Consider the following 23,413-nt stretch of genomic DNA (forward strand, 5'->3'; position numbering starts at 1 on the left):
GCCACGAACGAAGGAGCCCCCGATCATGCAGACTGCGACCATTCCCGTTCCAACGGTGCCCAAGCGCCCGCCCGCCTCGGCATGGAGCACCGACGCCATCATGGCGCTCTACGAGCTGCCGTTCATGGATTTGATGCACCGGGCGCAGCAGACGCACCGCGCCCATTTCGATCCGAACGTCATCCAGCTGTCCAGCCTGCTGTCGATCAAGACCGGCGGCTGTCCCGAGGATTGCGCGTATTGCCCTCAGTCCTCGCACTACGACACCGGCGTGGACGCCGACAAGCTGATGCCCCTTGAGGACGTGGTCGCCGCGGCGCGCGCGGCGCAGGCGGGCGGCGCCCAACGATTCTGCATGGGCGCAGCGTGGCGCAGTCCCAAGCCGCATCACCTGGATGCCGTGGCCGAGATGGTCAGCGCCGTCAAGGCGCTGGGCCTGGAGACCTGCGTGACGCTGGGCATGCTGAAAGACGGCCAGGCCGAGCAGTTGAAGGACGCCGGTCTGGACTACTACAACCACAACCTGGATACCTCGCCGGCGTTCTACGGCAAGATCATCTCCACGCGCACCTACCAGGACCGCCTGGACACGCTGGACCGCGTTCGCGACGCCGGCATCAGCGTATGCTGCGGCGGCATCGTCGGCATGGGCGAATCGCGCCGCGAGCGCGCCGGCCTGATCGCCCAGCTCGCCAGCATGGAGCCCTACCCCGAGTCCGTGCCGATCAATAACCTGGTTCAGGTCGAAGGCACGCCGCTGTCCGCCGTGGAGGCGCTGGATCCGTTCGAGTTCGTCCGCACCATCGCGGTGGCGCGCATTGCAATGCCGCGCGCCGCGGTCCGCCTGTCGGCCGGACGCGAGGCCATGGACGACGCGCTGCAGGCGCTGTGTTTTCTGGCGGGCGCCAATTCCATGTTCTACGGCGACGCGCTGCTGACCACCGCCAACCCGCAGATGGCCGCCGACCAGCGCCTGCTCGATCGCCTGGGCATGCGGGTCGACGCGGCCGCCCACGCCCACCACGAGGGGCCGGCATGCCCCTGACCCCAGGCCTTCTCTATCTCGCGGCCAGCGTCGCCTGCAGCGTCACGGTGGCCGTCATGCTGAAACTGGCACGGCGTTGGCAGGTGGACGTGCGCCAGGCGATCGCCATGAACTACGCCGTGGCCGCCCTGCTCTGCTGGCTGGTACTGCGCCCCGACCCGGCGCGCCTGCTGGCGCCGCAAACGCCGTGGCTGGTGCTGGCGGCGCTGGGCGTGCTGTTGCCCAGTGTCTTTCTGGCGATGGCCGCGGCGCTGCGGCATGCGGGCATCGTGCGCAGCGATGCCGCGCAGCGCCTGTCGCTCTTCATTCCGCTGCTGGCCGCGTTCGTGCTGTTTGGCGAGCCAGTCACGGGCCGCAAGCTGGCCGCGATCCTGCTGGCGTTCACCGCCCTCTTCTGCCTGTTGCGCCAGCCGCCGCGCATCCGCCTGTCCGAGCGCACGGCTGCGGGCGACAACCGCGCCATGTGGCTCTGGCCGCTGGTGGTGTGGGCGGGCTATGGCGTGATCGACATCCTGTTCAAGCAGGTTGCGCGCACCGGCACCGCGTTTGCGGGCGGCCTGCTGCTCGCCTTCCTGATGGCGGGCGCGCTGATGCTGGCGTATCTGCTGTGCCGCCGCGTGCGCTGGCAGGCGCGGCATCTGGCCGCGGGCGTGGCGCTGGGGCTGGCCAACTTCGGCAACATCCTGACCTACGTGCGCGCACACCAGTCGCTGCCCGAGCATCCCGCGCTGGTGTTCGCGTCCATGAACATGGGGGTGATCACGCTGGGCACCCTGGTCGGCGCCCTGGCGTTTCGTGAACCGCTCACGCGTCTGAACCTGCTGGGCATCGCGCTGGCGTTGTCCGCCATCGTGCTGATGACGCCCTGGTAGGCGGGATTCAGGTGCCCGTGCGCCGCTGGCGTTCGGGCTCGGCCTCAGGGGTTGCATCCGGAGTTGAATCGCCTGCCGCACCTTGCGTGGCATTCGCCCCGGCGTCCGGTCCCGCCACCGGATCTGCAAAGGCGCCCATTGGCGCGTCGGCAGCAAGGGGGTCGGCTGGGGCGGGTTCCGCCGCGGCCTCGGGCGGCGCCGGCGCCGCGGACGGATCGGGCTGCACCATTTCCATGGCGATGTCGTTCTCGGGGTCCACCCGCGGATCCAGCACCGCCGCCGCCGGCGAGCTTTGCAGGGTGTCGGGCATCGGCACGAAATGCGTCGGCGCCTCGTCGACCTGGTGCGCGCCCGTGACGCGCGTCGGCCGCACCTGCCAGACCAGAATCACGGCGCAAGCCGAGATGAACACGTAATACATGGCGGGGCCGCCCAGCGACATCATCCAGCCGGCGATCATGGGTCCGACGCAGGCGCCCAGGCCGTACGTCATGAGCAGCACCGCCGACAGGCTGACGCGGCGCTCGGACTCCACGTGGTCGTTGGCAAACGCCGCGCCCAGCGGATACAGCGTGAACTGCAGGATGCCGAAGATGCAGGACATGGCGACCAGCGCCCAGAACGGCAACGCGATCCAGCCCCACATGACGGCGGGCAGCAGGACCAGCAGCAAGGCGTTGAACCGGATGAGACCGGCGCGATTGATGCGGTCGGACAGCCAGCCCATCGGCCATTGCGACAAGAGGCCCGCCGTGACGGCGGCGGCAACGAAGATGGCAGCCTGCGAGGTGGACAGGCCGTTCTTGGCGCCGTAGACCGCCGCCAGGCCATAGAACGCGCCGGACAGGTTGCCCGCCACGAAAAGGACAGTCATGGACAGCGGCACGCGCCGCATGAAGAACCGCACGTCCAGCGGCGCGGGCAGCGGCGTGGGCGGGTGCGAGCGCGCCGTGACCGCGAGCGGCACCAGGCACAGCACCAGGCACATCGCAACCAGGGTGAGCGGACGCAGGTCGAGCGTGGCGTAGGCGGTGAGCGCCAATTGGCCGAGCACGGTGCCCAGGCCGGAAACGACCATATACACGGAGAACACGCGGCCGCGCTGGTGGTTTTCGGTCTGCTCATTGAGCCAGCTCTCGATCACCATGAACTCGGTCACCATCACGATGCCGGAGATGACGCGGAACACCAGCCACAGCGGCATGGAATCGACCAGCGTCTGCGCCAGGATCATGCTGGTGGCGATGGCCGCACAGGCAACGAAGGCGCGGATGTGACCGACGCGGATGATGAGCTTGTGTCCCAGCCGCGCGCCGCAGACAAGACCCAGGTAGTAGCCGGCGATCAAGGTGCCGATCCACACCTCGCTGACGGACTGCGCAGTCAGGCGCAGACCCATGTAGGTATTGAACAGACCCGTGCCGATGAGCATCAGCAAGGTCGCAAAATAAAGCGACGAGAACGATGAGATCGTGGAGAGCATGGCGTGGACAACCGCTGCTGGCTTTCAGCGCCGCGGGCCGCCGGGGCGGCCCGCAACACTGGCGGTAAAACAGGAACCTGCGGGGATCAGGCTTGCGAGAGCATGGTGGCCGCGTCGCTGACTTCGAACTTGCCAGGCGCTTCCACGTTCAGTTGCTTCACGACGCCGTCGACGATCAGGGCGGAGTAGCGCTGCGAGCGCACGCCCATGCCGCGCTGGACCAGGTCCAGTTCGAGGCCGAGTTCCTTGGTCCACAGCGCGGAGCCGTCGGCCAGCATGCGGACCTTGCCGTCGGTCTTCTGTTCGCGGCCCCAGGCGCCCATGACGAAGGCGTCGTTGACGGACACGCACCAGATCTCATCGATGCCCTTGGCCTTGAGGGCGGCGGCCTGTTCGACGTAGCCCGGCAGGTGCTTGGCCGAGCAGGTGGGCGTGAAGGCGCCCGGCACGGCAAACAGCGCGATGGTCTTGCCGCGGGTCAGGTCGGCGACCTGGAACGCGTTGGGGCCGAGCGAGCAGCCGGCGGTTTCGGTTTCGATGAATTCGGTCAACGTGCCATCGGGCACGCGGTCGCCGACTTTGATCGTCATGTAGATCTCCAGGATGAAAGGGGGCAATGCATTGAGGCAGGATCGCCTCACAGCCCCCATCATAGTTCGTGCGCGGCCGGCTTGCTGCCTTTGGCGTAAGCACGAAAAGAAGATGAACAGTTCGAAACGACTCCACACGGCAGCCTCACGGAGAGGAAACGCGCGCTTGCCATAATGCCGTGGTAATGACATCGCCCGCCGCGGCCATGAGAGGCACTGCGCCGCGAATCGGGCCTTACAGGGAGATTTCGATGCGAAGATTCCTGACCGCCCTGACCTTGACCCTGGCGGCAGCCGCCCCCGTGATGGCGGCCCCCGACGCCGCCGAGCAGGCCCAATACGATTCGTTTGTCGTGGCCGCCGGCGCATCAAACGGCGCCGCGCGCGCGTGCGGCGCGTCCGAACCCGACCTGGCGCAGCACCAGGACACGGCGCGCAAGAATCTCACGCGCTATGCCGAGGAGTATGGATTTGCCGCCAGCGGGTATGACGCCGAGTTTGCCAAGGGGCAGGCCGAGGGCAAGACAATGATGGAAGACATGAAGCGGTCCGGCGTCGATGGCTGCCGGGGCGTGCTGGGCGGGTTTCAGACCGAACGGGTGATGAAGTACGAGGATATGAAGCGCGCGCTGGCAGAGGTCAGCGACGGGCTGCCGGGGGAGAAGGCGCGGTAGCCCGTGGGCTCAGCCCGCGCCGCCCTTCCCTTACAACCCGTTCTGCTTGAACCAATCCAGCATCCGCGTCCACGCCTGCTCCGCTTCTGCCTTGCGATAGGACGGGCGGTAGTCCGCGTGGAAGGCGTGGCCGGCTTCGGGGTAGATATCGATGCGGGAGGCCTTGGCGGCGGCGGAGCCCTTGGCCAGTTCTACGCGCATGCGGTCGACGTCAGTTTGCGAGATGCCGGCGTCCTTGCCGCCGTAGGCGCCCAGGACGGGGGCCTTCAGGTCATTGACGATGGCCAGGGCAGACTTGGGCTTGAGTTCGGAGGGGTCGCCCGCCAGTTGGCCGTACCAGGCGGCGCCGGCCTTGAGTTTGGGGTTGTGGGCGGCGTAGAGCCAGACCTGGCGGCCGCCCCAGCAGAAGCCGACGATGCCCAGGCGGTCCGGGTTGCCGCCATGCGCCGCCGCCCAGGCGGCGGTGGCGTCCAGGTCGGCGGTGACCTGTTTATCCGGGACCTTGCTGACGACCTCGGCCTGCAGTTTGGGGATTTCGGTGTACTTGGACGGGTCGCCCTGGCGCACGTAAAGTTCCGGCGCGACGGCGAGGTAGCCCAGGTGCGCCAGGCGCCGGCAGACGTCCTGGATGTATTCGTGCACGCCGAAGATTTCCTGGACGACGAGGATCGTGGGCAGGTTCTTCTTGCCTTCCGGCGCGGCGCGGTAAGCGGGGATCTTGCCGTCGGAAGTGGGGATCTCGACCTTGCCGGCCACGAGGCCCTTGGCGTCCGTGGCGATGGCAGTCTGTGCCGCCACCGGGCCTGCCGCCAGCGAGAAACCCGCCGCCGCGGTGGTAGCGAGAAAGCCTCGGCGGTCCAGCCGCAAGGGCGGAAGCAGGCTGTCGAAGTGCGCGTCCTGGTCTTTCATCGAAAAATCTCCGGGTAAAAGACGGGCACGGCGGGACGCGCCTCGCGTCCCTGCCGGGGCCTGCCGAGTTCACTTCAGGGAGAAGTCCACGCGCGAGGGTTGCCCCTCGTCCTTGATGCCATCGGCGTCCAGCTGCGGCGCGACGATGAACACGCGATCCGCGAGTCCTTCCTGGGCTTGCAACTTCTCATAAACCGCCTGCGCGCGGGCATCGGCCAATTGGCGCAGCTGATCCTCGCCGACGGGGGCCGCCGCGCGCAGCATCGCTTCCATCTGCGCGGCCGGAATGGTTTTGGCCATGCCGATGAAATTGCGCGGCTTGTCCTTGAGGTCGGTGTCATCGTAGACGGCTTCAAGGTATTTGGCACGTTCCGCCCCGGAGACCTCAACGCCCTTGGGGTCGGGCTTCTTGCCGCGCGGCGCGACGTCTGCGGCCTTGGCGGCGCGGATCTTGGCGTCGACCCAGGCCTGGCGCAGGCCTTCCGTGTCGGTCTTGGGATCGGCGCGGCCGCTGATGTCCAGCTTCAGGGCCGGACGGTCGGCAAGCGCCTTGGTGAGGGTCTCGATGCGCTGCAGCGAGTCTTCGGTCAGCACGGCGCTGCCCGGCGCGAATTCGACATAGGACAGCTCTTCGCCGCCGCCGAACGCGGACGCGAGCAGGCTGAAGGGCGAGGTCACCGCCTTGACCACCAGGTTCATCAGCACGCGCACGACGATGCCGCCGACCGAGAACTCGGGGTCGTCGAGCGAGCCGGAGATCGGCAGGTTGATGTCGATGTTGCCGCGCGAGTCCTTCAGCAGCGCAACGGCCAGCAGCACGGGCAGCTTGGTGGCGTCCGGGCTGTTGGTCTTGTCGCCGAAGGTGAGCTGGTTGAGCACGACGTGATTGGTCGCCTGCAAGGCCCGGTTCTTGATCTTGTATTCCAGGTCGACCGACAGCTTGCCGCGCTTGATCGGATAGCCCACGTACTTGGCCGAATAGGTGTTAAAGCGCGGCAGGTCGACGCCCTTGGCCGAGGCCTTCAGGTCCAGCGTCAGGAACTTGGCGAAAGGCTGCACGATGCCGCTGATCGAAAGCGGCGCGGTCGTGTACACGCGCCCCGTGACCTTGACCTTGGCGGGCTGGGGATTGGTGGAGGAAACGGCGGTGATGTCGCCCTCGATGCTGGACAGTTCAGCGACGTAGTTCGGCTTGACGAAGCGGTCGGTGAAGGTCATGCGGCCGCGGGTCAGCGTGACGCTGTTGACCGAAATGTCCGGCATGGCGGCCGCGCCGCTGCCCTTGGCCGGCGCAGTGGCCGCGGGCAGCGGGGCCGGGGGCTCGGCGCTGCGGCCGGGTGTCTGGGTGTCTTGCGTGATCGAGCCGCCGGCCTGTCCGGGCGCGGCCACCAGATCCATGACGTTGAGCCGGCCCTGCGCGTTGAGCAGGATGCGGCCGTAGAAATCTTCCAGGGCGATATCGCCCAACCGCGCGCCGATCTTGTCGCCCGCCACGGAGATGTCCATGCCGGTAAAGCCCAGGCGCTTCCAGTTCAGGAAGTCGTCCTTGTTGACGCGGTCCTGCAGGTCCAGGTCGGTGATGTCGACGCCGCCCTTCCAGCCGGCCTTCATTGGCGCACTGCCGGCGGCGGCGGTGAATTCGGCGTTGCCCTTGGCGCTTAGCGTGACGGCGCGGACGGTGGCGTTCAGGCTGGAGGCGAAGTACGGCGCGAAGCTGGCGACGTTCAGGTTGGACAGGTCGACCGCGGTCTTGAGCGTGAGCGGCTGCGGCGTGAAGACCCCTTTGAGGTCCAGCTTGCCGTCGCCCTGGACGCCGGCTGCGGCCACCGTGAAGTTGCTGGGGCCCGGCCCCAGGGCTAGACGATCGGCCGTGATGCGAAGGGACTGCATGGCGATGTCCAGCACCGGCTTGAGCGATTCGTCGCGGGCCTTGAACTGCGTCAGGTCGGCCTGCACGGCGGTGGCGGACGCATCGATCGCACCGCCCTTCTCGCGCACGTGCAGCTGCGCGGTGGCGCCCAGCCGGCCGTCGAGCAGGGTGATGGGCGCCGCGCTGCGCACGGCCGGCGCCAAGGGCGCCAGCGCGATGTTGCCCAGACGCACGTTCATGTCGAGCGACAGCGGCTTGATGACCAGCGGCCCCTTGGCGCGCAGCCAGCCGCCGTCGGTGCTGTTATCCATGGTCAGCCACAGGTTGATGGGCTGGTCCGGCGGCTGCGGCAGCGCCACGCCTTCGACGGTGGCGGCCAGGCCCGCCATCACATAGTCCAGCTTGCTGACCGCATCGGTGACGTAGACCTCGCCTTCATGCAGGTTGAAGGCGTCGAGCACGACCTTCCATTCGGCGGGCGCGGGGGGTTGCCCGGGGGCCGGCGTGGCGGACGCTTGATCGGCGGGCGCCGTGGCTGCCTGGTCTGGGCGCGGTGCCGGGGCTTGAGCGGCCGGCGTGGTGGGCGCTTGAGCGGCCGGCGCGGCGGGCGCTTGACCGGCTGGCGCAGGAACCGGCTCAGGCGCGCCGGCCGCGCCCGGCGCAACCTGCGGCCCGCTTGCGGCGCGCGGCTTCAGGCCGCTGGCCTTGCGCATCTCGTCCCGCACGGGCGTGGCCGTCGGTTCCACGCCGCCCAGCGCCTTCAATCCCGCGACGACGTCCTGCCAGTTCAGGTGTTCGTTGGCGTGACGACGCACATGGATTTGCGGCGCCCAGAGGCCGACCTCGCCGATATACACCTGGCGGGCAATGGGCTCCAGTTCCAGCCGGCTGACGGTCAATGCGCTCCAGGCGGCCAGATTGCCGCCGGACGGGTCGCGCACGTCCAGGCGGCGCAACCCCAGGTCGCCGACGATGCGGATCTTGGGCGGCGCGTCCTTGGGCTGTTCGAAGACGACCTGCAGATTCGAGTCGAGCAGCGCGCGCTCGACCTTGAAGGGAAGCGGCATGGGCCAGACGTCGGCCCACTTCTCGAGCTGCAGGCCGTCGAAGGCCACGCGGAGCGTGGACGAGGGAACCACATCGAACGGCCGCGCCACGCCGGTCAGGTCGAAGGGGCTGCCGTTGATGCGCAGGTGCAGGCGCGGCTGCACGTCGATGTCGGTGGCGTAGCCGAAGGTCGAGATGAACGGCACGCCGATGGTGAACTCGTCCACGACCTGCTTGCGGCCGGTGACCTTGTCGTCCAGCGTGATGGCGCCGTCCTCGATCACCATGTTGTTGAGCGAAAAGCGCGGCAACCCTTCGTCCGGCTTGGGCGGCTCTTGGGGCTTGGCGGCGGCCAATTCGGCCACGCGTTGTTCTATGTCAGAGAAATTGAAGCGCAGGACGTCTTCGCGGACGATGGCGATGTTAGGCTGCCGAAACGTCAGACGGTCGACCACCGGCGCGAACCAGAACAGCGATGTCCACGACGCGCTGGCATCCAGTTCAGCCAAGGTCAACAGCGGCGTCTGCGAGCCAGGCTGCGCCACGGTCAGGTCTTGCGCGCGGACGGTCAGCGTGAACGGATTGAAGGTGATCTTGCCCACGGAAACGTCGCGCCCGATCATCTTCGCGACGTCATCGGTCAGCACGCCGTGCAGCACTTTCGGCACCTGCCACGCTGCCACGCCAAACAGAATCAGCACGAACGCCACAATACCCAGGAGAATCTTGCCGGCGCGTCGGGTGAACCGTAGCTTGGGCATCCGCACGGGCATTGAAAGTCTCCTGATACACATTGAAGGCGATCCAACCTTCCTCTGACTGCTGGCGCGATTATCGCGCCCCCTTAACTGCTCGTCTATCATAGGCGGAACAGCGGACCCCGCCGGCCAGCCCGGCCCCGCTCTTTTCATTCATTAACAATTCTTGATCCCGATTTCCATGTCCGAGACCACCCCCACCTTGAGTCACCTGGACGAAGCCGGCCAGGTCCGCATGGTCGACGTCATCGCCAAGACGGACACCGAGCGCGTGGCGGTCGCCGCCGGCAGCATCCGCATGAACGCCGTCGCCTATGGCCTCTTGACCCAACCCGGCCAGGGCAAGGGCGAGGTGCTCAACACGGCGCGCGTGGCCGCGATCCTGGCCGCCAAGCGCTGCGCCGACATGATTCCCCTGTGCCACAGCCTGCCGCTCGCGTTCGTCGGCGTGGAATTCGCCTTGAACGACGCCGAGCATCGCATCGACATCCTGGCCACCTGCCGCACCAGCTACAAGACGGGCGTCGAAATGGAAGCCATGATGGCGTGCAGCGTGGCCGCGCTGACCATCTACGACATGTGCAAGGCTGCCGACAAAGGCATCGTGATCGAACAAGTTCGCCTCAAGTACAAGGCGGGAGGTAAAAGCGGTGAATGGCGCAACGATTAATCTTCTGTACTTCGCGCGCGTTGCCGAACTGGTCGGCAAGCGCACCGAAACCTGGCCCCTCGCGGGCGAATCCACCGGCGCGCAGTTGCTGGCCGCGTTGGGCGAACGCTATCCCCAATTGGAACCGGCCACGCGCCTGAAGCTGGCCATCAACCAGACGCACGCCAAGCCCACCGCCCCGATCCGCGCGGGCGACGAGGTCGCGGTGTTCGAACCGGTCACCGGAGGCTGACGCCATGATCCGCATCCAGGAAGCCGACTTCGACGGCGCGGCGCTGACCGCCGCGCTGCGGGAATCCGCCGGCCCCGGCGTGGGCGGCATCGTGACGTTCGTGGGCTACGTGCGCGACTACGCGCCCGATAGCCCCACCGACACGCTTTTTCTCGAACACTATCCGGGCATGTGCGAGCGCGAGCTCGAAGACATCGCCGCCACGGCCCGCGCGCGCTGGAATCTGGCTGGCACGGTCATCGTGCACCGCGTCGGCGCGCTGCACCGCAACGCGCAGATCGTCTTCGTGGCGGCAGCAAGCGCCCATCGCGGCGACGCCTTCCGCGGCTGCGAATACATCATCGACGCGCTCAAGACGCGCGCGCCCTTCTGGAAGCGCGAGACCCTCGCCGGCGGCGACAGCTTCTGGGTGGAACAGCGCCAATCCGACCAGGACCGCACGGACGCCTGGGATGAAGACACTGCCGACAATAAGGAAAATCCATGAGCGAAGCCACCCCGGTCCCGCTGGGCTGCGGCGTACTGACCATTAGCGACACCCGCAGCGCAGGTGACGACACGTCCGGCAATCTGCTGGCGCACAGCCTGGCGCATGCCGGCCATCAGTGCGTGCGCCGCGACATCGTGCGCGACGACATCTACCAGATCCGCCGCGTCATCAGCGACTGGATCGCCGACCCCGAGGTGCAGGTCATCCTGACTACCGGCGGCACGGGCTTCTCGCATCGCGACCACACGCCGCAGGCCATCCTGCCGCTGCTGGATCGCGAGATTCCGGGTTTCGGCGAACTCTTCCGCCAGATTTCCTACACCGAGATCGGCAGCTCCACGATCCAGTCGCGCGCGTTTGCCGGGTCGGCCAACCAGACCCTGATCTTCTGCCTGCCGGGCTCGAACAACGCGTGCGAGACCGCCTGGACCAAGATTCTGCGCGAGCAGCTCGACAGCGGCCACGGCCCCTGCAATTTCGCCTCGCAATTTTCGAAACGCGAACAAGAAGCCTGACCCATGCTGGATTTCGATCAAGCCCAGACCCTGCTGGCCAACGCCGCCGCCCCCCTTCAACGCACCGAGCACGTCGAACTGGCACAGGCCAGCGGCCGCGTTCTGGCCGCGCACCTTGACGCCACCGTGGACATTCCACCGGCCGACAACAGCGCCATGGACGGCTATGCCCTGCGCCTGGCCGACTGGCACCCGCAAGCGCGCCTGCCGATTCAGCAGCGCTGCTACGCGGGCGACGTGCCCGAACCGCTCAAGCCAGGCCAGGCCATTCGTCTATTTACCGGCAGCGTGATACCGGCGGGCGCCGATGTGGTCGTCATGCAGGAAGACACCACCGAAGCCGACAACCACGTCCAGATTTCGCGCGAACCCCGGCTGGGCCAGCACATTCGCCGCCGCGGCGAAGACACGATGGCGGGCGCCGCGCTGCTGCCGGCGGGCACGCTGCTGCAGGCCGCGCACGTGGCGCTGCTGGCCTCGCAAGGCATGGCAACGATTCCCGTCTACGGTCAGCTTCGCGTCGGCATCCTGACCACGGGCGACGAGCTCGTCCTGCCGGGCCAGCCGCGCGCCACCGAACAGATCTACAACTCCAACGGGCCGATGCTGGCCGCGATGGTGCGCGGCATGGGCGCCCTGCCCGTTCACGTGCTGCACGCCCGCGATACCGAAGCCGATCTGCTGGACGCCTTCAAGACCCTGCTGGCCGATTGCGACCTCGTGCTGAGCGTGGGCGGCGTGTCGGTGGGCGAACGTGACCTCGTCAAACCGGCGCTGGCCGCGCTGGGCGGCGAACTATCGCTGTGGAAGGTGCGCATGAAGCCCGGCAAGCCGGTGGCCCTGGCGCAGATCGACGGCAAGCCGGTGGTCAGCCTGCCTGGCAATCCGGTGTCGGCCTATGCCGTGTTCGCCACGCTGGTGACGCCGCTGATGCGCCGCATGCAGGGCCGCGAAGACATCTTCCCGCCGGTCAGCCAGTTGCCGCTGCGCACCGCGCAGCCGCGCCAGGACAGCCGCGAGGAATTCCTGCGCGTGCAATGCCGCGTGGCCGACGAAGGCGGCAGCGAACTCGTGCCGTACGGCCATCAGGGATCGGGCGTGATCAGCTCATTGCCGTGGTCCACCGGCTTGGCGCGCCTGCCGGCCGACGTGCTGGTGCAGGACAGGGACACGGTTTCGTATTACGACCTGCGTCACTGGCTGGCGTAGCGCTCGGCCAGCGCCAGGTCTTCTGGGGTGTTGACGTTCATGAAGGCATGCGGCGGGCAATCGTCGAACACCGCTTCGACCGCGCCCGCCCTCGCCTGCCAGAGACCCACCTTGCGGTCGCCCGACCGCAGATATTCCAGCAGGTTCGGCAGCAACGACGTGCGCAGCGCCATGCAGGCCGAATGGCGCTGGCCGTTGGCTGCGGCATAGGCCAGCGGCGCATCGGCCGCGGCAGCCGCGGCGATCAGGCGCGCGGCCAGATCTTCCGGCAGGAAGGGCGTATCGCAGGGCACCACCACCAGCCACTGCGCGGCGGATTCGGGCGGCGCTGCAGCCGACGCCTGCAGCGTCTGCAGCGCCGTCGCGATACCCACCAGCGGACCCTGCCAGGCGCCCAGTTCGCGTTCGCCATCGGCAACGACGTCGCCATACTGCGCGTAACGTTCCGGGTGCCGGTTGGCGCTGATGATGAGGCGGCCGACCTGCGGCGCAAGCCGGCGCGCGATGTGCGCGACCATGGGTTCGCCGTGCAGCGCGACCAGTCCCTTGTCCTGATGATTCATGCGGGAACCCTGCCCGCCGGCGAGGATCAGGCCGGCAAGCCCGTCGCGTTGAAATTCAGCCACCGATGTAGCTCATCTCGATCTTGCGCGATGGGTCCGCCATGTTCTGGCCGCGCAGTTCGGAATAGTTGTCGCCGCGCGCCGACCAGATGCCCGCCAGGATGCGCGCCAGTTCCTCGTCCGTCGCGCCATCGCGTAGCGGCGCGCGCAGGTCGTGGCCTTCGTGGGCGAAGAGGCACAGGTAGAGCTTGCCTTCGGGCGACAGGCGCGCCCGCGTACAGCCGCCGCAGAAGGCGTGCGTGACGCTGGAGATGACGCCGATCTCGCCGCCGCCGTCCACGTAGCGCCAGCGTTCGGCGACGCGCCCCATTTCGACCGATTCCACGGGTTCCAGCGGATACACGGCGCCGATGCGATCCAGCACTTCGCGCGATGGCACCACTTCGGCGAGATTCCAGCCGTTGCTGTTGCCCACGTCCATGTATTCGATGAAGCGCAGGACGTGGCCGCTGTGGCGAAAGCGTTCGGCCATGGGCAGGATCTGCCCGTCGTTCAGTCCCTTGCGCACCACCATGTTGACCTTGACGGGCGCCAGGCCCGCGTCCGCCGCGGCGTCGATGCCGCGCAGCACGTCGTCCGGCGTGAAGCCGCTGTCGCTCATGCCCTGGAACATGGCGGCGTCCAGCGCGTCCAGGCTGACAGTCACGCGCGTGAGCCCGGCGCTTTTCAGCGCGGCGGCCTTGCGCGCGAGGACGCTACCGTTGGTGGTGAGGGTGAGGTCAAGCGGCCGGCCTTGCGGCGTGCGCAGTTCGGCCAGCATGCCGACCAGGTTTTCGATGTGCTTGCGCAGCAGCGGCTCGCCGCCGGTCAGGCGGATCTTTTCGACGCCCAACTGCGTGAAGATGCCGGCCAGCCGGCTGATTTCTTCGAACGACAGCAGCGCCGAATGCGGCATGAAGCTGTAGCTGCTGTCAAAGACCTCGCGCGGCATGCAATAGGTGCAGCGGAAGTTGCAGCGGTCAGTGACGGAAATGCGCAGGTCGCGCAGCGGACGCGCGCGCTGGTCCAGCGCGGGCTGCCCGTGCGGCGGAAGTTCGCCGGACGCGAGGGAAGCCCGTGGCGAACTCCGGTGATCGGCAAGGATTATCACTTTGCTCATTGGCACATCATATCCCGGCGGATCGCGGTGCGCGTCCTCGCGGAAAGGCCTCTTCCAGGGTCTGCAGCCGGCCGGTGTCGCGGGCGTCGTAGCCGACAAGCTGGCCCACGTAACCGACATAGTCCGGGCCGCGCATGATGGACAGCAGGTCCTGCATGGCGGGCGTGTCCAGCGACGCCTTGCGGATGGCAAAGAAATAGCGCTCACGCACCAGCGGAATGAAGTCCAGCCCGAAGCGGCAGGCGGCCGTCTCCACGCCGACCCCTGTGTCCGCCATGCCGCTGGCAATGTGCGCCGCGATTGCCATGTGGGTGAATTCGTTGGTTTCGTAGCCCTGCACTTCGCCGATGGACACGCCGGCGCGCTGCAACATCAGGCCGACCAGATAACGCGTGCTGGAGCCGATCTGCCGGTTCACGAAGCGCACGTCGCTGCGGGCCAGGTCCGCCATGCCGCGGATCTGCTTGGGATTGCCGGCCGTGACGAACAACCCCGTATTGCGCACGGCCAGGTGGATGAGCATGTATTCGTCGGCGTTGAGCCACTGCGCATAGCGTTCCATGATGGGGGATTCGAAATCGCCCAGCGGCACCTGAAAGCCCGCGAGGTCGCATTCGTGCCGTTCCAGCGACGCCAGGGCCTCGATTGCGGTGCGATAGCGCAGTTCCAGGCCGGGCGTGCGGTTGCCCATGTGCTGCATCAGGGATTCCACGGCAAAACCGTGGCTGGCGTGCAGGCGCAGGTGCGGGCCGCTTTCGGGCAATAGGCGTTCAAGCTCTTCCTGCAATTCGGAGGCCATGCTGTCCAGCGTGGGCATCAGCCGCGCCTCGATGCGGCGGTTGGCCCATAGCAGCCGCTGCGCAAAGGGCGACAACTGCGTGCCCTGGCGGCGGTTGGTGATGAGCAACTGCGTGCCGAAGATGGACTCGAAGCGCCGCAACACGCCCCACGCGTGCCGGTAGGACAGGCCGCAGGCGCGGCAGGCGCCCGCGATGTTGCCGGTGGCGTCGATGGCCGCCAGGAGCGCAAGCATGTCCTGCAACGGCACGGGCGTCGCCTCGTCGTCTCCGCCCAATGTCCATTGCGGCCGCAGGCCGATTCGGAACTTATATGTCATTTATTTCTTATTGAAGGCGTTCAAGTACCTCGTTAGAGTACACAAATAACGCGGCGGACGGGCAATTAATATGTTTTTTAAAGCATATTATCTGCTGACAGGTCCAGACCGGCACAAGCCCCCGTTGATGGGGTCACGCAACACAGGAGGAGACCGACGTGCACCTGCGCGAGGCAAAATCCGATCTGGCATCCAGCGGTGGCGCCCGGGGCGGCAAGCTGGCCCTGGACGCCGCCCAGGCATCCACCACCCCGGCCATCGCGGCCACGGCCCGCATCCTTGCCCGGCTGAAAGACCAGCCCGGCCCGCTGCTGCCGGTGCTGCATGCGGTGCAGCACGAACTGGGCTGTATTCCAGCCGAGGCGGTGCAGACCATCGCCGAGGCCCTGAACCTCTCCCGCGCCGAAGTCCACGGGGTCATCACGTTCTACCCCCATTTCCGCACCGAGCCGGCCGCGCGCCACACGCTGGAGGTCTGCCGCGCCGAAGCCTGCCAATCCATGGGCGGCGAACGCCTGGCCGCCCATGCGCGCGCCGCGCTGGGCTGTGATTTCCACGCCAGCACCCCGGACGGCAACTTCACGCTGGAGCCCGTGTATTGCCTGGGCCTGTGCGCGCAGTCGCCCGCCGTCATGATCGACGGCCAGCCCCACGCCCGCGTTACCGAAGCCAAGCTGGACCGCCTGCTGGCCCGCACGCTGGAGGACACGCCATGAGCGCCCCCGTCGTCATCTACGTGCCGCGCGACGCCGCGGCGCTGGCCATGGACGCCGATACCGTTGCCCGCGACATCGAGCGCATGGCCGATCAGCGCGGCCTGTCCGTGCAGGTGGTGCGCAATGGTTCGCGCGGCCTGCTGTGGCTGGAACCCCTGGTTGAGATCGCCACGCCGCAAGGCCGCATCGCCTATGGGCCCGTGCAGCCGGAAGACGTGGCCTCGCTGTTCGACGCCGGCTGGCTGACGGGCGGCGAACACGCGTTGCGCCTGGGCCTGACCGAGGAAATCCCCTACCTCAAGCACCAGGAGCGCCTGACCTTCGCCCGCGTCGGCGTGATCGATCCGCTGTCCCTGCAGGACTACGCCGCGCATGGCGGGTTGCAAGGCTTGAAGCGCGCGCTGGCCATGGCGCCGGCGCAGATCGTCGACGAAATGGTGGAATCCGGCCTGCGCGGCCGCGGCGGCGCGGCGTTTCCCACCGGCATCAAATGGAAGACCGTGGCGGGCACGCCCGGCGACACCAAGTACATCGTCTGCAACGCCGACGAAGGCGACTCGGGAACCTTTGCCGACCGCCTGCTGATGGAAGGCGACCCCTACGTCCTGATCGAAGGCATGACGATCGCGGGCCTGGCGGTCGGCGCGACCTACGGCTACATCTACGTCCGCTCCGAATACCCCCACGCCATCGCCACGCTTGAAGCCGCCATCGCGCGTGCCCGCAGCGTCGGCTGGCTGGGCGACGACGTGCACGGCAGCGGCCGCCGCTTCGACCTGGAAGTGCGCAAGGGCGCCGGCGCCTACATCTGCGGCGAAGAAACCTCGCTGCTGGAAAGCCTGGAGGGCAAGCGCGGCGTGGTGCGCGCCAAGCCGCCGCTGCCCGCCATCTCGGGCCTGTTCGGCAAACCCACCGTCATCAACAACGTCATCTCGCTGGCCACCGTGCCGATCATCCTGGCCAAGGGCGCGGCGTATTACCGCGACTACGGCGTGGGCCGTTCGCACGGCACGCTGCCCTTCCAGCTGGCCGGCAACCTCAAGCAAGGCGGGCTGGTGGAAAAGGCCTTTGGGCTCAGCCTGCGCGACCTGCTCTACGAATTCGGCGGCGGCAGCGCGTCCGGCCGGCCGCTGCGCGCGGTGCAGGTGGGCGGTCCGCTGGGCGCCTACCTGCCCGAGTCGCAATGGGACGTGCCGCTGGACTACGAAGCCTACATCCAGATCTCGGCCATGATCGGCCACGGCGGCCTCGTCGCTTTCGACGACACCGTGGACATGGCGCGCATGGCGCGTTACGCCATGGAGTTCTGCGCCATCGAGTCCTGTGGCAAGTGCACGCCGTGCCGCATCGGTTCCACGCGCGGCATGGAAACCATCGACAAGATCGCGGCCGGCAGCCAGAGCCGCGAACAGCGCGAACAGCAGGTGCATCTGCTGCGCGACCTGTGCGACACGATGCTTGGCGGTTCGCTGTGCGCGCTGGGGGGCATGGCGCCCTACCCGGTGCTGTCCGCGCTGAACCATTTTCCGCAGGACTTCGGCATCGAGTCCTCCCTGTCTGCCGCCCACGCGGCCTGAACCCGAGACCGCCATGCTAGAAACCGTCATCAAGCGCGATCGCGACATGGGCACGCCGGCGCGCGTGTCCGAAAAGACAGTCACCCTGATCATCGACGGCCAGGAAGTCACCGTTCCCGAAGGCACGTCGCTGATGCGCGCGGCCGCGGACGCCGGCATCAACATCCCCAAGCTCTGCGCCACCGACAGCCTCGAACCGTTCGGATCGTGCCGCCTGTGCCTTGTGCAGATCGAAGGCCGCCGCGGCTATCCCGCGTCCTGTACGACGCCCGCCGAGAACGGCATGGTCGTCTTTACCGAAACGCCAAAGCTGCACGACCTGCGCCGCGGCGTGATGGAGCTGTACATCTCGGACCATCCGCTCGATTGCCTGACCTGCCCGGCCAACGGCGATTGCGAACTGCAGGACATGGCCGGCGTCGTGGGCCTGCGCAACGTGCGCTACGGCCAGGACGGCGCCAACCATCTGAAGGCCGAGAAGGACGAGTCCAACCCCTACTTCACGTTCGACGCATCCAAGTGCATCGTCTGCAACCGCTGCGTGCGCGCCTGCGAGGAAACCCAGGGCACATTCGCGCTGACGATCTCGGGCAAGGGTTTCGACTCGCACGTATCGGCCGGCCAGGACCAGCCGTTCCTGGATAGCGAATGCGTATCCTGCGGCGCCTGCGTGCAGGCCTGCCCCACCGCCACCCTGCAGGAAAAGACCGTCATCATGATGGGCCAGGCCGAGCACTCGGTCGTGACGACCTGCGCCTACTGCGGCGTGGGTTGCGGCTTCAAGGCCGAAATGAAGGGCCAGGAAGTGGTGCGCATGGTGCCGTGGAAGGACGGCCAGGCCAACCGCGGCCATTCCTGCGTGAAGGGCCGTTTTGCCTGGGGCTACGCCACGCACAAGGAACGCGTGCTCAAACCCATGATCCGCAAGCACATCACCGATTCTTGGAAGGAAGTGTCCTGGGACGAGGCGATCAACTATGCGGCCTCCGAATTCCGCCGCATCCAGGGCCAGTACGGACGCGATGCGGTCGGCGGCATCACGTCCTCGCGCTGCACCAACGAGGAAACCTGGCTGGTGCAGAAGCTGGTGCGCGCCGCCTTCGGCACCAACAACGTCGACACCTGCGCGCGCGTGTGCCATTCGCCCACCGGCTATGGCCTGAAGCAGACGCTGGGCGAATCGGCCGGCACGCAGACGTTTGACTCCGTCATGCACACCGACGTGGTCATCGTGATGGGGGCCAACCCCAGCAGCGGCCATCCCGTCTTCGCGTCGCGCTTGAAGCGCCGGCTGCGCGAAGGCGCACGGCTCATCGTCATCGATCCGCGCCGCATCGAACTGGTCAGCTCGCCGCACATCAAGGCCGACTTCCACCTGCAGGTGCGGCCGGGCACCAACACGGCGCTGCTGTCCTCGCTGGCGCATGTCATCGCCACCGAGGGCCTGGTCGCCGAGGACTTCGTGGCCGAGCGCTGCGAAGAAAAGGCCTTCAAGGAATGGCGCGACTTCGTGTCGCTGCCCGAGAACTCGCCGGAAGCCATGGAAGAAATCACCGGCGTGCCCGCGCAGGCGGTGCGCGGCGCGGCGCGCCTGTTTGCCACCGGCGGCAATGGCTCCATCTACTACGGCCTGGGCGTCACCGAGCACAGCCAGGGCTCGACCACCGTCATGGCCATTGCCAACCTGGCGATGGCCACCGGCAATATCGGCCGCGAAGGCGTGGGTGTGAATCCGCTGCGCGGCCAGAACAACGTGCAGGGATCGTGCGACATGGGCTCGTTCCCGCACGAACTGCCCGGCTACCGCCACATCTCGGACAACGCCGTGCGCGCCCAGTTTGAAAAGGACTGGGGCGTCACGCTGCAGCCCGAACCAGGCTTGCGCATCCCCAACATGTTCGAAGCCGCGCTGGGCGGGTCTTTCAAGGGCCTGTACTGCCAGGGCGAAGACATCGTGCAGTCCGATCCCAACACGCAGCACGTGGCGGCATCGCTGGCGGCCATGGAGTGCATCGTCGTGCAGGACCTGTTCCTGAACGAGACCGCCAAGTACGCACACGTGTTCCTGCCGGGTTCCTCGTTCCTGGAAAAGGACGGCACCTTCACCAACGCCGAACGCCGCATCTCGCGCGTGCGCAAGGTGATGGAACCCAAGAACGGCAAGTCCGACTGGGAAGTGACGGTGGCGCTGTCCAACGCGCTGGGCTACCCGATGAACTACAAGCACCCGCGCGAAATCATGGAAGAGATCGCGCGGCTGACGCCCACGTTTGCCGGCGTCACGTACGACAAGCTGGACAAGCTGGGCAGCCTGCAATGGCCGTGCAACGACGACGCGCCGGAAGGCACGCCGATCATGCACATCGACCAGTTCGTGCGCGGCAAGGGCCGCTTCATGATCACCAAGTACGTGCCCACCGACGAGCGCAGCACGCGCCGCTTCCCGCTGCTCCTGACCACGGGACGCATCCTGTCGCAATACAACGTGGGCGCGCAGACCCGCCGCACCCCCAACGTGATGTGGCACGGCGAGGACGTGCTGGAAATCCATCCGCAGGACGCCGAGGACCGCGGCGTGGCCGAAGGCGACTGGGTGGGCATCCAGAGCCGCGCCGGGGAAACCGTGCTGCGCGCCACGCTGACCGACCGCGTGCAGCCGGGCGTGGTATACACCACGTTCCACTTTCCCGAGTCCGGCGCCAACGTCGTCACCACCGACAGCTCCGACTGGGCGACCAACTGCCCCGAATACAAGGTCACGGCCGTGCAGGTGACGCGCGTGTCGCAACTATCGGAATGGCAGCGGCAATGGTCGCGATTTGCGGACATCCAGCAAAAGCTCCTGCGCGAACGCTCGCGCGAGAGCGAGGCCGCGCTGACCGGGAAGTAACCGACAGCCAGCCAGGGATCCCATGCCTACGCCGACCACCGCCCGCCCCGACTGCACGCCGACCCAGGTCATCCGCGTGCACTCGGGGGTCATCGCCCCCGACGCCGAGACCGATTACGTGGCCGAGGAAACGCCGGTGGCGCTGGAATTCAATGGCATCAGTCACGCCACCATGCTGGCCACGCCCGCAGACCTGGAAGACTTTGCCGTCGGGTTCTCGCTGTCCGAAGGCATCATCGGCAGCGTGAGCGACGTGCGCGGCATCGACCTGCTGCCGCAATGCGGCGGCATCGTCGTGCAGCTGGAGATCTCGTCCGCCTGTGAAATGCGCCTGAAGACGCGGCGCCGCGCCATGGCTGGGCGCACCGGCTGCGGCCTGTGCGGCGTGGAAACCCTGCCCGAGGTGCTGCGGCCCGTGGCGCCGGTCGCCAATGGGGCGCCGGTGCGCATCAAGTCGGTGCTGGCCGCCATGCGCGACATGCGCGGCCGCCAGACGCTGCACGACATCACGGGCGCCACGCACGCCGCGGGCTGGGCGGGCGCCGACGGCGCCGTGGCGCTGGTCCGCGAAGACGTGGGCCGCCACAACGCGCTGGACAAGCTGGCCGGCGCGCTGGCGCGCCAGGCGGTCAACGGCGCCGACGGCATCGTCGTGGTGTCCAGCCGCGCCAGCTTCGAGATGGTGCAGAAGACGGCCGCGGCCGGGGTTGCGGTGTTGGCTTCGGTATCCGCGCCCACCGCGCTGGCCATCCGTCTGGCCACCGACGCCAACGTCACCCTGCTGGGCTTCACGCGCGATGGCGACGCCGCCATCTACACCCACCCCAAACGCATCCTTACCTGAACCGGACGCAAGACAGCAATGGAAATCGTCAACCTGATCCGCATGGCCAACCGCATCGGCCAGTTCTTCGACGCCATGCCGGACCGGCCCGAGGCGCTGGAAGGCGTCACCAACCACATCCAGAAATTCTGGGAACCGCGCATGCGCACCGAACTGCTGGATTTCCTGGCGCGCAGCCCGGACGGCGACGCCGGCGAGGAACAGCTGCACCCGCTGGTGCTGCAGGCGGTCACCCAGCATCGCGAGCGGCTGACGCCGCTTGCGCGCGTCGCATAGCGCACCCGGACCGCCCGCGCGGCGGATCACCCGCAGTGGCAGGACAGCAACAGATCCATAAAAGAGGCGGCGGGACCGGGCACTTCCGGCCCACGCACGCTATAAAGCCGCACCCCTGAGGAGACATCATGGAAAGTAGCGCCACCCTGGACCTGCCGGGCTCCCGGCCGGGATTTTTCGGCAAAGAACGCACCATCGCGGGACCGGGCTTCTCGCGCTGGCTGGTGCCCCCCGCCGCGCTGGCCATCCACCTTTGCATCGGCATGGCCTACGGCTTTTCGGTGTTCTGGCTGCCGCTGTCCAAGGTGGTGGGCGGGGCCAAGCCGCTGGCCTGCCCGCCCGACATGAGCCTCGTGGCCGAACTGTTCACCACGAGCTGCGACTGGAAGATCTCGACCATGGGGTGGATGTACACCCTGTTCTTCGTGCTGCTGGGATGTTCGGCCGCGTTGTGGGGCGGCTGGCTGGAACGGGCCGGCCCGCGCAAGGCCGGCGTCGTGTCGGCGCTGTGCTGGTGCGGCGGCCTGGTCATCTCGGCCATCGGCATCTACCTGCACCAGATGTGGATGCTGTGGCTGGGCTCTGGCGTCATTGGCGGTATAGGGCTGGGCCTGGGGTATATCTCGCCGGTGAGCACGCTGATCAAGTGGTTTCCGGACCGCCGCGGCATGGCGACGGGCATGGCCATCATGGGCTTTGGCGGCGGCGCCATGATCGGCGCGCCGCTGGCCGACATGCTGATGCGCCACTTTGCCACCCCGACCTCGCCGGGCGTCTGGCAGACCTTCCTGACCATGGCACTCGTGTACTTCATCTTCATGATGTCCGGCGCGCTGGGCTACCGCGTGCCGCCCACCGGCTGGAAGCCCGCCGGCTGGACGCCGCCCGCCAAGCAGGTCAACAACGTCATGATCACGCAGCGCCACGTGCACGTGAAGCGCGTCTGGGGCGTGCCGCAGTTCTGGCTCGTGTGGTGGGCGCTGTGCCTGAACGTCACGGCGGGCATCGGCATCCTGGGGATGGCTTCGCCGCTGCTGCAGGAAGTGTTTGGCGGCGGTCTGATCGACAAACCCGAACTGGGCTTCGGCCAGCTCGACAAGGACCAGCTCGCGGCCATCGCCGCGATTGCCGCCGGCTTTACCGGTCTGCTCAGCCTGTTCAACATCGGCGGCCGCTTCTTCTGGGCCAGCCTGTCCGACAAACTGGGCCGCAAGATGACGTACTTCGTCTTCTTCGTCCTGGGCTTCGTGCTGTACGCCGCCATTCCGTGGACCGCGCACATGGGCGCGCTGGCGCTTTTTGTGGCGGCGTTCTGCGTGATCCTGTCGATGTACGGCGGCGGCTTTGCCACGGTGCCCGCCTACCTGGCCGACCTGTTTGGCACCCAGATGGTCGGCGCCATCCACGGCCGGTTGCTGACCGCATGGTCCGCGGCGGGCATCTTCGGGCCGGTTCTCGTCAACTACATCCGCGAATACCAGCTGTCCATCGGCGTGCCGCGCGCCCAGGTGTATGACATCACCATGTACATCCTGGCCGGCATGCTGGTCGTGGGCTTCCTGTGCAACCTTGCCATCCGCCCGGTCAACGCCAAGTACTTCATGACCGACGAGGAACTGGCCAAGGAAAAAGCGCTGGCGCACGAGCGCGCCGTGGCCTCCGAAACCCACGGCGTGGGCAGGTCGAACTTCCGCACGCCGCCCGCGCTGATCGCCTTTGCATGGGCTTGCGTCGGCATTCCGCTGGCCTGGGGCATCTGGATCACGCTGCAAAAGGCCGTCGTGCTGTTCCACTGACCCCGCCATGCCGCGGCGCCCGGTGCGCCGCGCGACGGCCCCAGGGCGCGAAGCTGCTACATTGGCAGCCCGCGCCCTTCTCTTTTATGTGCCTTTCCCCATGATCCTGCC

The 23,413-nt window shown here is 67.4% G+C and carries 21 protein-coding genes; 14 read left to right on the forward strand and 7 right to left on the reverse strand.

Translation table 11 applies throughout. The features are described 5' to 3' along the window. The first annotated feature begins 25 nt into the window (after positions 1 to 25). On the forward strand, positions 26 to 1,045 hold the full coding sequence (gene bioB, locus H4P35_RS20700) for a biotin synthase BioB (protein WP_226846750.1): 1,020 nt from the start codon (positions 26 to 28) through the stop codon (positions 1,043 to 1,045). After that, positions 1,042 to 1,917 (forward strand): DMT family transporter, encoded by an 876-nt coding sequence (locus H4P35_RS20705; protein ID WP_226849510.1) that lies wholly within the window; start codon positions 1,042 to 1,044, stop codon positions 1,915 to 1,917. The genes bioB and H4P35_RS20705 overlap by 4 nt, the downstream gene beginning before the upstream one ends. Before the next feature lie 7 nt (positions 1,918 to 1,924). Here the strand turns inward: H4P35_RS20705 and H4P35_RS20710 are convergent, their stop codons facing one another. Next, positions 1,925 to 3,400 (reverse strand): MFS transporter, encoded by a 1,476-nt coding sequence (locus H4P35_RS20710; protein ID WP_226846752.1) that lies wholly within the window; start codon positions 3,398 to 3,400, stop codon positions 1,925 to 1,927. A gap of 86 nt (positions 3,401 to 3,486) precedes the next feature. Further along, entirely contained in the window at positions 3,487 to 3,990 is a 504-nt protein-coding gene (locus tag H4P35_RS20715; protein ID WP_056326595.1) for a peroxiredoxin, read from the reverse strand. Positions 3,991 to 4,241: 251 nt separating this feature from the next. Here H4P35_RS20715 and H4P35_RS20720 point away from each other — a divergent pair, with 251 nt between their 5' ends. Beyond that, positions 4,242 to 4,664, forward strand: a complete 423-nt coding sequence (locus H4P35_RS20720; RefSeq protein ID WP_180098065.1) for a hypothetical protein — start codon at positions 4,242 to 4,244, stop codon at positions 4,662 to 4,664. A gap of 30 nt (positions 4,665 to 4,694) precedes the next feature. Here the strand turns inward: H4P35_RS20720 and H4P35_RS20725 are convergent, their stop codons facing one another. Together H4P35_RS20725 and H4P35_RS20730 are read right to left on the reverse strand one after the other, a co-directional pair. Further along, complete coding sequence (locus H4P35_RS20725) at positions 4,695 to 5,573, reverse strand: dienelactone hydrolase family protein (protein WP_152382315.1); 879 nt, start codon at positions 5,571 to 5,573, stop codon at positions 4,695 to 4,697. 69 nt (positions 5,574 to 5,642) lie between these two features. Then, entirely contained in the window at positions 5,643 to 9,263 is a 3,621-nt protein-coding gene (locus H4P35_RS20730) for a DUF748 domain-containing protein (protein ID WP_226846754.1), read from the reverse strand. A gap of 166 nt (positions 9,264 to 9,429) precedes the next feature. Between H4P35_RS20730 and moaC the strand changes: the two genes are divergently transcribed. Genes moaC through glp form a run of 5 tightly spaced genes read left to right on the forward strand, consistent with a single transcriptional unit; the run spans position 9,430 to position 12,364 of the window. Then, positions 9,430 to 9,918, forward strand: a complete 489-nt coding sequence (moaC, locus tag H4P35_RS20735; RefSeq protein WP_056326583.1) for a cyclic pyranopterin monophosphate synthase MoaC — start codon at positions 9,430 to 9,432, stop codon at positions 9,916 to 9,918. Further along, positions 9,899 to 10,150 carry a MoaD/ThiS family protein gene (locus H4P35_RS20740; protein ID WP_056326580.1) on the forward strand — a complete coding sequence of 84 codons (252 nt, stop codon included), beginning with the start codon at positions 9,899 to 9,901 and terminating at the stop codon, positions 10,148 to 10,150. The genes moaC and H4P35_RS20740 overlap by 20 nt, the downstream gene beginning before the upstream one ends. A gap of 4 nt (positions 10,151 to 10,154) precedes the next feature. Next, complete coding sequence (locus H4P35_RS20745) at positions 10,155 to 10,637, forward strand: molybdenum cofactor biosynthesis protein MoaE (RefSeq protein ID WP_226846756.1); 483 nt, start codon at positions 10,155 to 10,157, stop codon at positions 10,635 to 10,637. Next, the gene (gene moaB / locus H4P35_RS20750) at positions 10,634 to 11,155 is read left to right on the forward strand and encodes a molybdenum cofactor biosynthesis protein B (RefSeq protein WP_223572461.1); all 522 of its coding nucleotides are present in this window, start codon (positions 10,634 to 10,636) and stop codon (positions 11,153 to 11,155) included. Before H4P35_RS20745 ends, moaB begins: the two co-directional genes overlap by 4 nt. 3 nt (positions 11,156 to 11,158) lie before the next feature. Then, complete coding sequence (gene glp / locus H4P35_RS20755) at positions 11,159 to 12,364, forward strand: gephyrin-like molybdotransferase Glp (protein ID WP_226846758.1); 1,206 nt, start codon at positions 11,159 to 11,161, stop codon at positions 12,362 to 12,364. On the opposite strand, the gene mobA is transcribed toward glp, so the two are convergent. From mobA to H4P35_RS20770, 3 genes are read right to left on the reverse strand one after another with little or no spacing between them, the layout of a single operon-like run. Next, complete coding sequence (gene mobA, locus H4P35_RS20760; RefSeq protein ID WP_255616293.1) at positions 12,349 to 12,927, reverse strand: molybdenum cofactor guanylyltransferase MobA; 579 nt, start codon at positions 12,925 to 12,927, stop codon at positions 12,349 to 12,351. The genes glp and mobA overlap by 16 nt on opposite strands. Before the next feature lie 55 nt (positions 12,928 to 12,982). Further along, the gene (gene moaA, locus H4P35_RS20765) at positions 12,983 to 14,086 is read right to left on the reverse strand and encodes a GTP 3',8-cyclase MoaA (protein WP_226846762.1); all 1,104 of its coding nucleotides are present in this window, start codon (positions 14,084 to 14,086) and stop codon (positions 12,983 to 12,985) included. 7 nt (positions 14,087 to 14,093) lie between these two features. Further along, complete coding sequence (locus tag H4P35_RS20770) at positions 14,094 to 15,203, reverse strand: substrate-binding domain-containing protein (protein WP_226846764.1); 1,110 nt, start codon at positions 15,201 to 15,203, stop codon at positions 14,094 to 14,096. A gap of 158 nt (positions 15,204 to 15,361) precedes the next feature. On the opposite strand from H4P35_RS20770, the gene H4P35_RS20775 reads away from it, so the two are divergent. From H4P35_RS20775 to H4P35_RS20800, 6 genes are all read left to right on the forward strand, one after another. Further along, positions 15,362 to 15,919 carry a formate dehydrogenase subunit gamma gene (locus H4P35_RS20775; RefSeq protein ID WP_226846766.1) on the forward strand — a complete coding sequence of 186 codons (558 nt, stop codon included), beginning with the start codon at positions 15,362 to 15,364 and terminating at the stop codon, positions 15,917 to 15,919. Beyond that, positions 15,916 to 17,496 (forward strand): NADH-quinone oxidoreductase subunit NuoF, encoded by a 1,581-nt coding sequence (locus H4P35_RS20780; protein ID WP_226846767.1) that lies wholly within the window; start codon positions 15,916 to 15,918, stop codon positions 17,494 to 17,496. Before H4P35_RS20775 ends, H4P35_RS20780 begins: the two co-directional genes overlap by 4 nt. Before the next feature lie 13 nt (positions 17,497 to 17,509). Further along, positions 17,510 to 20,386, forward strand: coding sequence for a formate dehydrogenase subunit alpha (gene fdhF / locus H4P35_RS20785; protein ID WP_226846769.1), 2,877 nt, complete (start codon positions 17,510 to 17,512; stop codon positions 20,384 to 20,386). Positions 20,387 to 20,408: 22 nt separating this feature from the next. Beyond that, a complete protein-coding gene (gene fdhD, locus H4P35_RS20790; RefSeq protein ID WP_226846771.1) occupies positions 20,409 to 21,230 on the forward strand; it encodes a formate dehydrogenase accessory sulfurtransferase FdhD in 822 nt (273 codons plus the stop codon). Positions 21,231 to 21,248: 18 nt separating this feature from the next. Then, complete coding sequence (locus tag H4P35_RS20795) at positions 21,249 to 21,506, forward strand: formate dehydrogenase subunit delta (RefSeq protein ID WP_063952051.1); 258 nt, start codon at positions 21,249 to 21,251, stop codon at positions 21,504 to 21,506. Positions 21,507 to 21,634: 128 nt separating this feature from the next. Next, complete coding sequence (locus H4P35_RS20800) at positions 21,635 to 23,302, forward strand: OFA family MFS transporter (protein WP_226846773.1); 1,668 nt, start codon at positions 21,635 to 21,637, stop codon at positions 23,300 to 23,302. Positions 23,303 to 23,413 lie beyond the last annotated feature (111 nt).

The organism is Achromobacter sp. 77 (assembly GCF_020541125.1).
In the GTDB taxonomy this organism is placed as follows: Bacteria; Pseudomonadota; Gammaproteobacteria; order Burkholderiales; family Burkholderiaceae_B; genus Achromobacter; species Achromobacter mucicolens.

Coding starts and splice junctions, on each gene's coding strand:
- moaA (WP_226846762.1), bottom strand. CDS start 14,086: ATGAGCAAAGTGATAATCCTTGCCGATCACCGGAGTTCGCCACGGGCT.
- H4P35_RS20710 (WP_226846752.1), bottom strand. CDS start 3,400: ATGCTCTCCACGATCTCATCGTTCTCGTCGCTTTATTTTGCGACCTTG.
- H4P35_RS20720 (WP_180098065.1), top strand. CDS start 4,242: ATGCGAAGATTCCTGACCGCCCTGACCTTGACCCTGGCGGCAGCCGCC.
- fdhF (WP_226846769.1), top strand. CDS start 17,510: ATGCTAGAAACCGTCATCAAGCGCGATCGCGACATGGGCACGCCGGCG.
- H4P35_RS20730 (WP_226846754.1), bottom strand. CDS start 9,263: ATGCCCGTGCGGATGCCCAAGCTACGGTTCACCCGACGCGCCGGCAAG.
- mobA (WP_255616293.1), bottom strand. CDS start 12,927: ATGAATCATCAGGACAAGGGACTGGTCGCGCTGCACGGCGAACCCATG.
- H4P35_RS20780 (WP_226846767.1), top strand. CDS start 15,916: ATGAGCGCCCCCGTCGTCATCTACGTGCCGCGCGACGCCGCGGCGCTG.
- H4P35_RS20770 (WP_226846764.1), bottom strand. CDS start 15,203: ATGACATATAAGTTCCGAATCGGCCTGCGGCCGCAATGGACATTGGGC.
- glp (WP_226846758.1), top strand. CDS start 11,159: ATGCTGGATTTCGATCAAGCCCAGACCCTGCTGGCCAACGCCGCCGCC.
- moaB (WP_223572461.1), top strand. CDS start 10,634: ATGAGCGAAGCCACCCCGGTCCCGCTGGGCTGCGGCGTACTGACCATT.
- H4P35_RS20800 (WP_226846773.1), top strand. CDS start 21,635: ATGGAAAGTAGCGCCACCCTGGACCTGCCGGGCTCCCGGCCGGGATTT.
- moaC (WP_056326583.1), top strand. CDS start 9,430: ATGTCCGAGACCACCCCCACCTTGAGTCACCTGGACGAAGCCGGCCAG.
- bioB (WP_226846750.1), top strand. CDS start 26: ATGCAGACTGCGACCATTCCCGTTCCAACGGTGCCCAAGCGCCCGCCC.
- H4P35_RS20715 (WP_056326595.1), bottom strand. CDS start 3,990: ATGACGATCAAAGTCGGCGACCGCGTGCCCGATGGCACGTTGACCGAA.
- fdhD (WP_226846771.1), top strand. CDS start 20,409: ATGCCTACGCCGACCACCGCCCGCCCCGACTGCACGCCGACCCAGGTC.
- H4P35_RS20725 (WP_152382315.1), bottom strand. CDS start 5,573: ATGAAAGACCAGGACGCGCACTTCGACAGCCTGCTTCCGCCCTTGCGG.
- H4P35_RS20795 (WP_063952051.1), top strand. CDS start 21,249: ATGGAAATCGTCAACCTGATCCGCATGGCCAACCGCATCGGCCAGTTC.
- H4P35_RS20745 (WP_226846756.1), top strand. CDS start 10,155: ATGATCCGCATCCAGGAAGCCGACTTCGACGGCGCGGCGCTGACCGCC.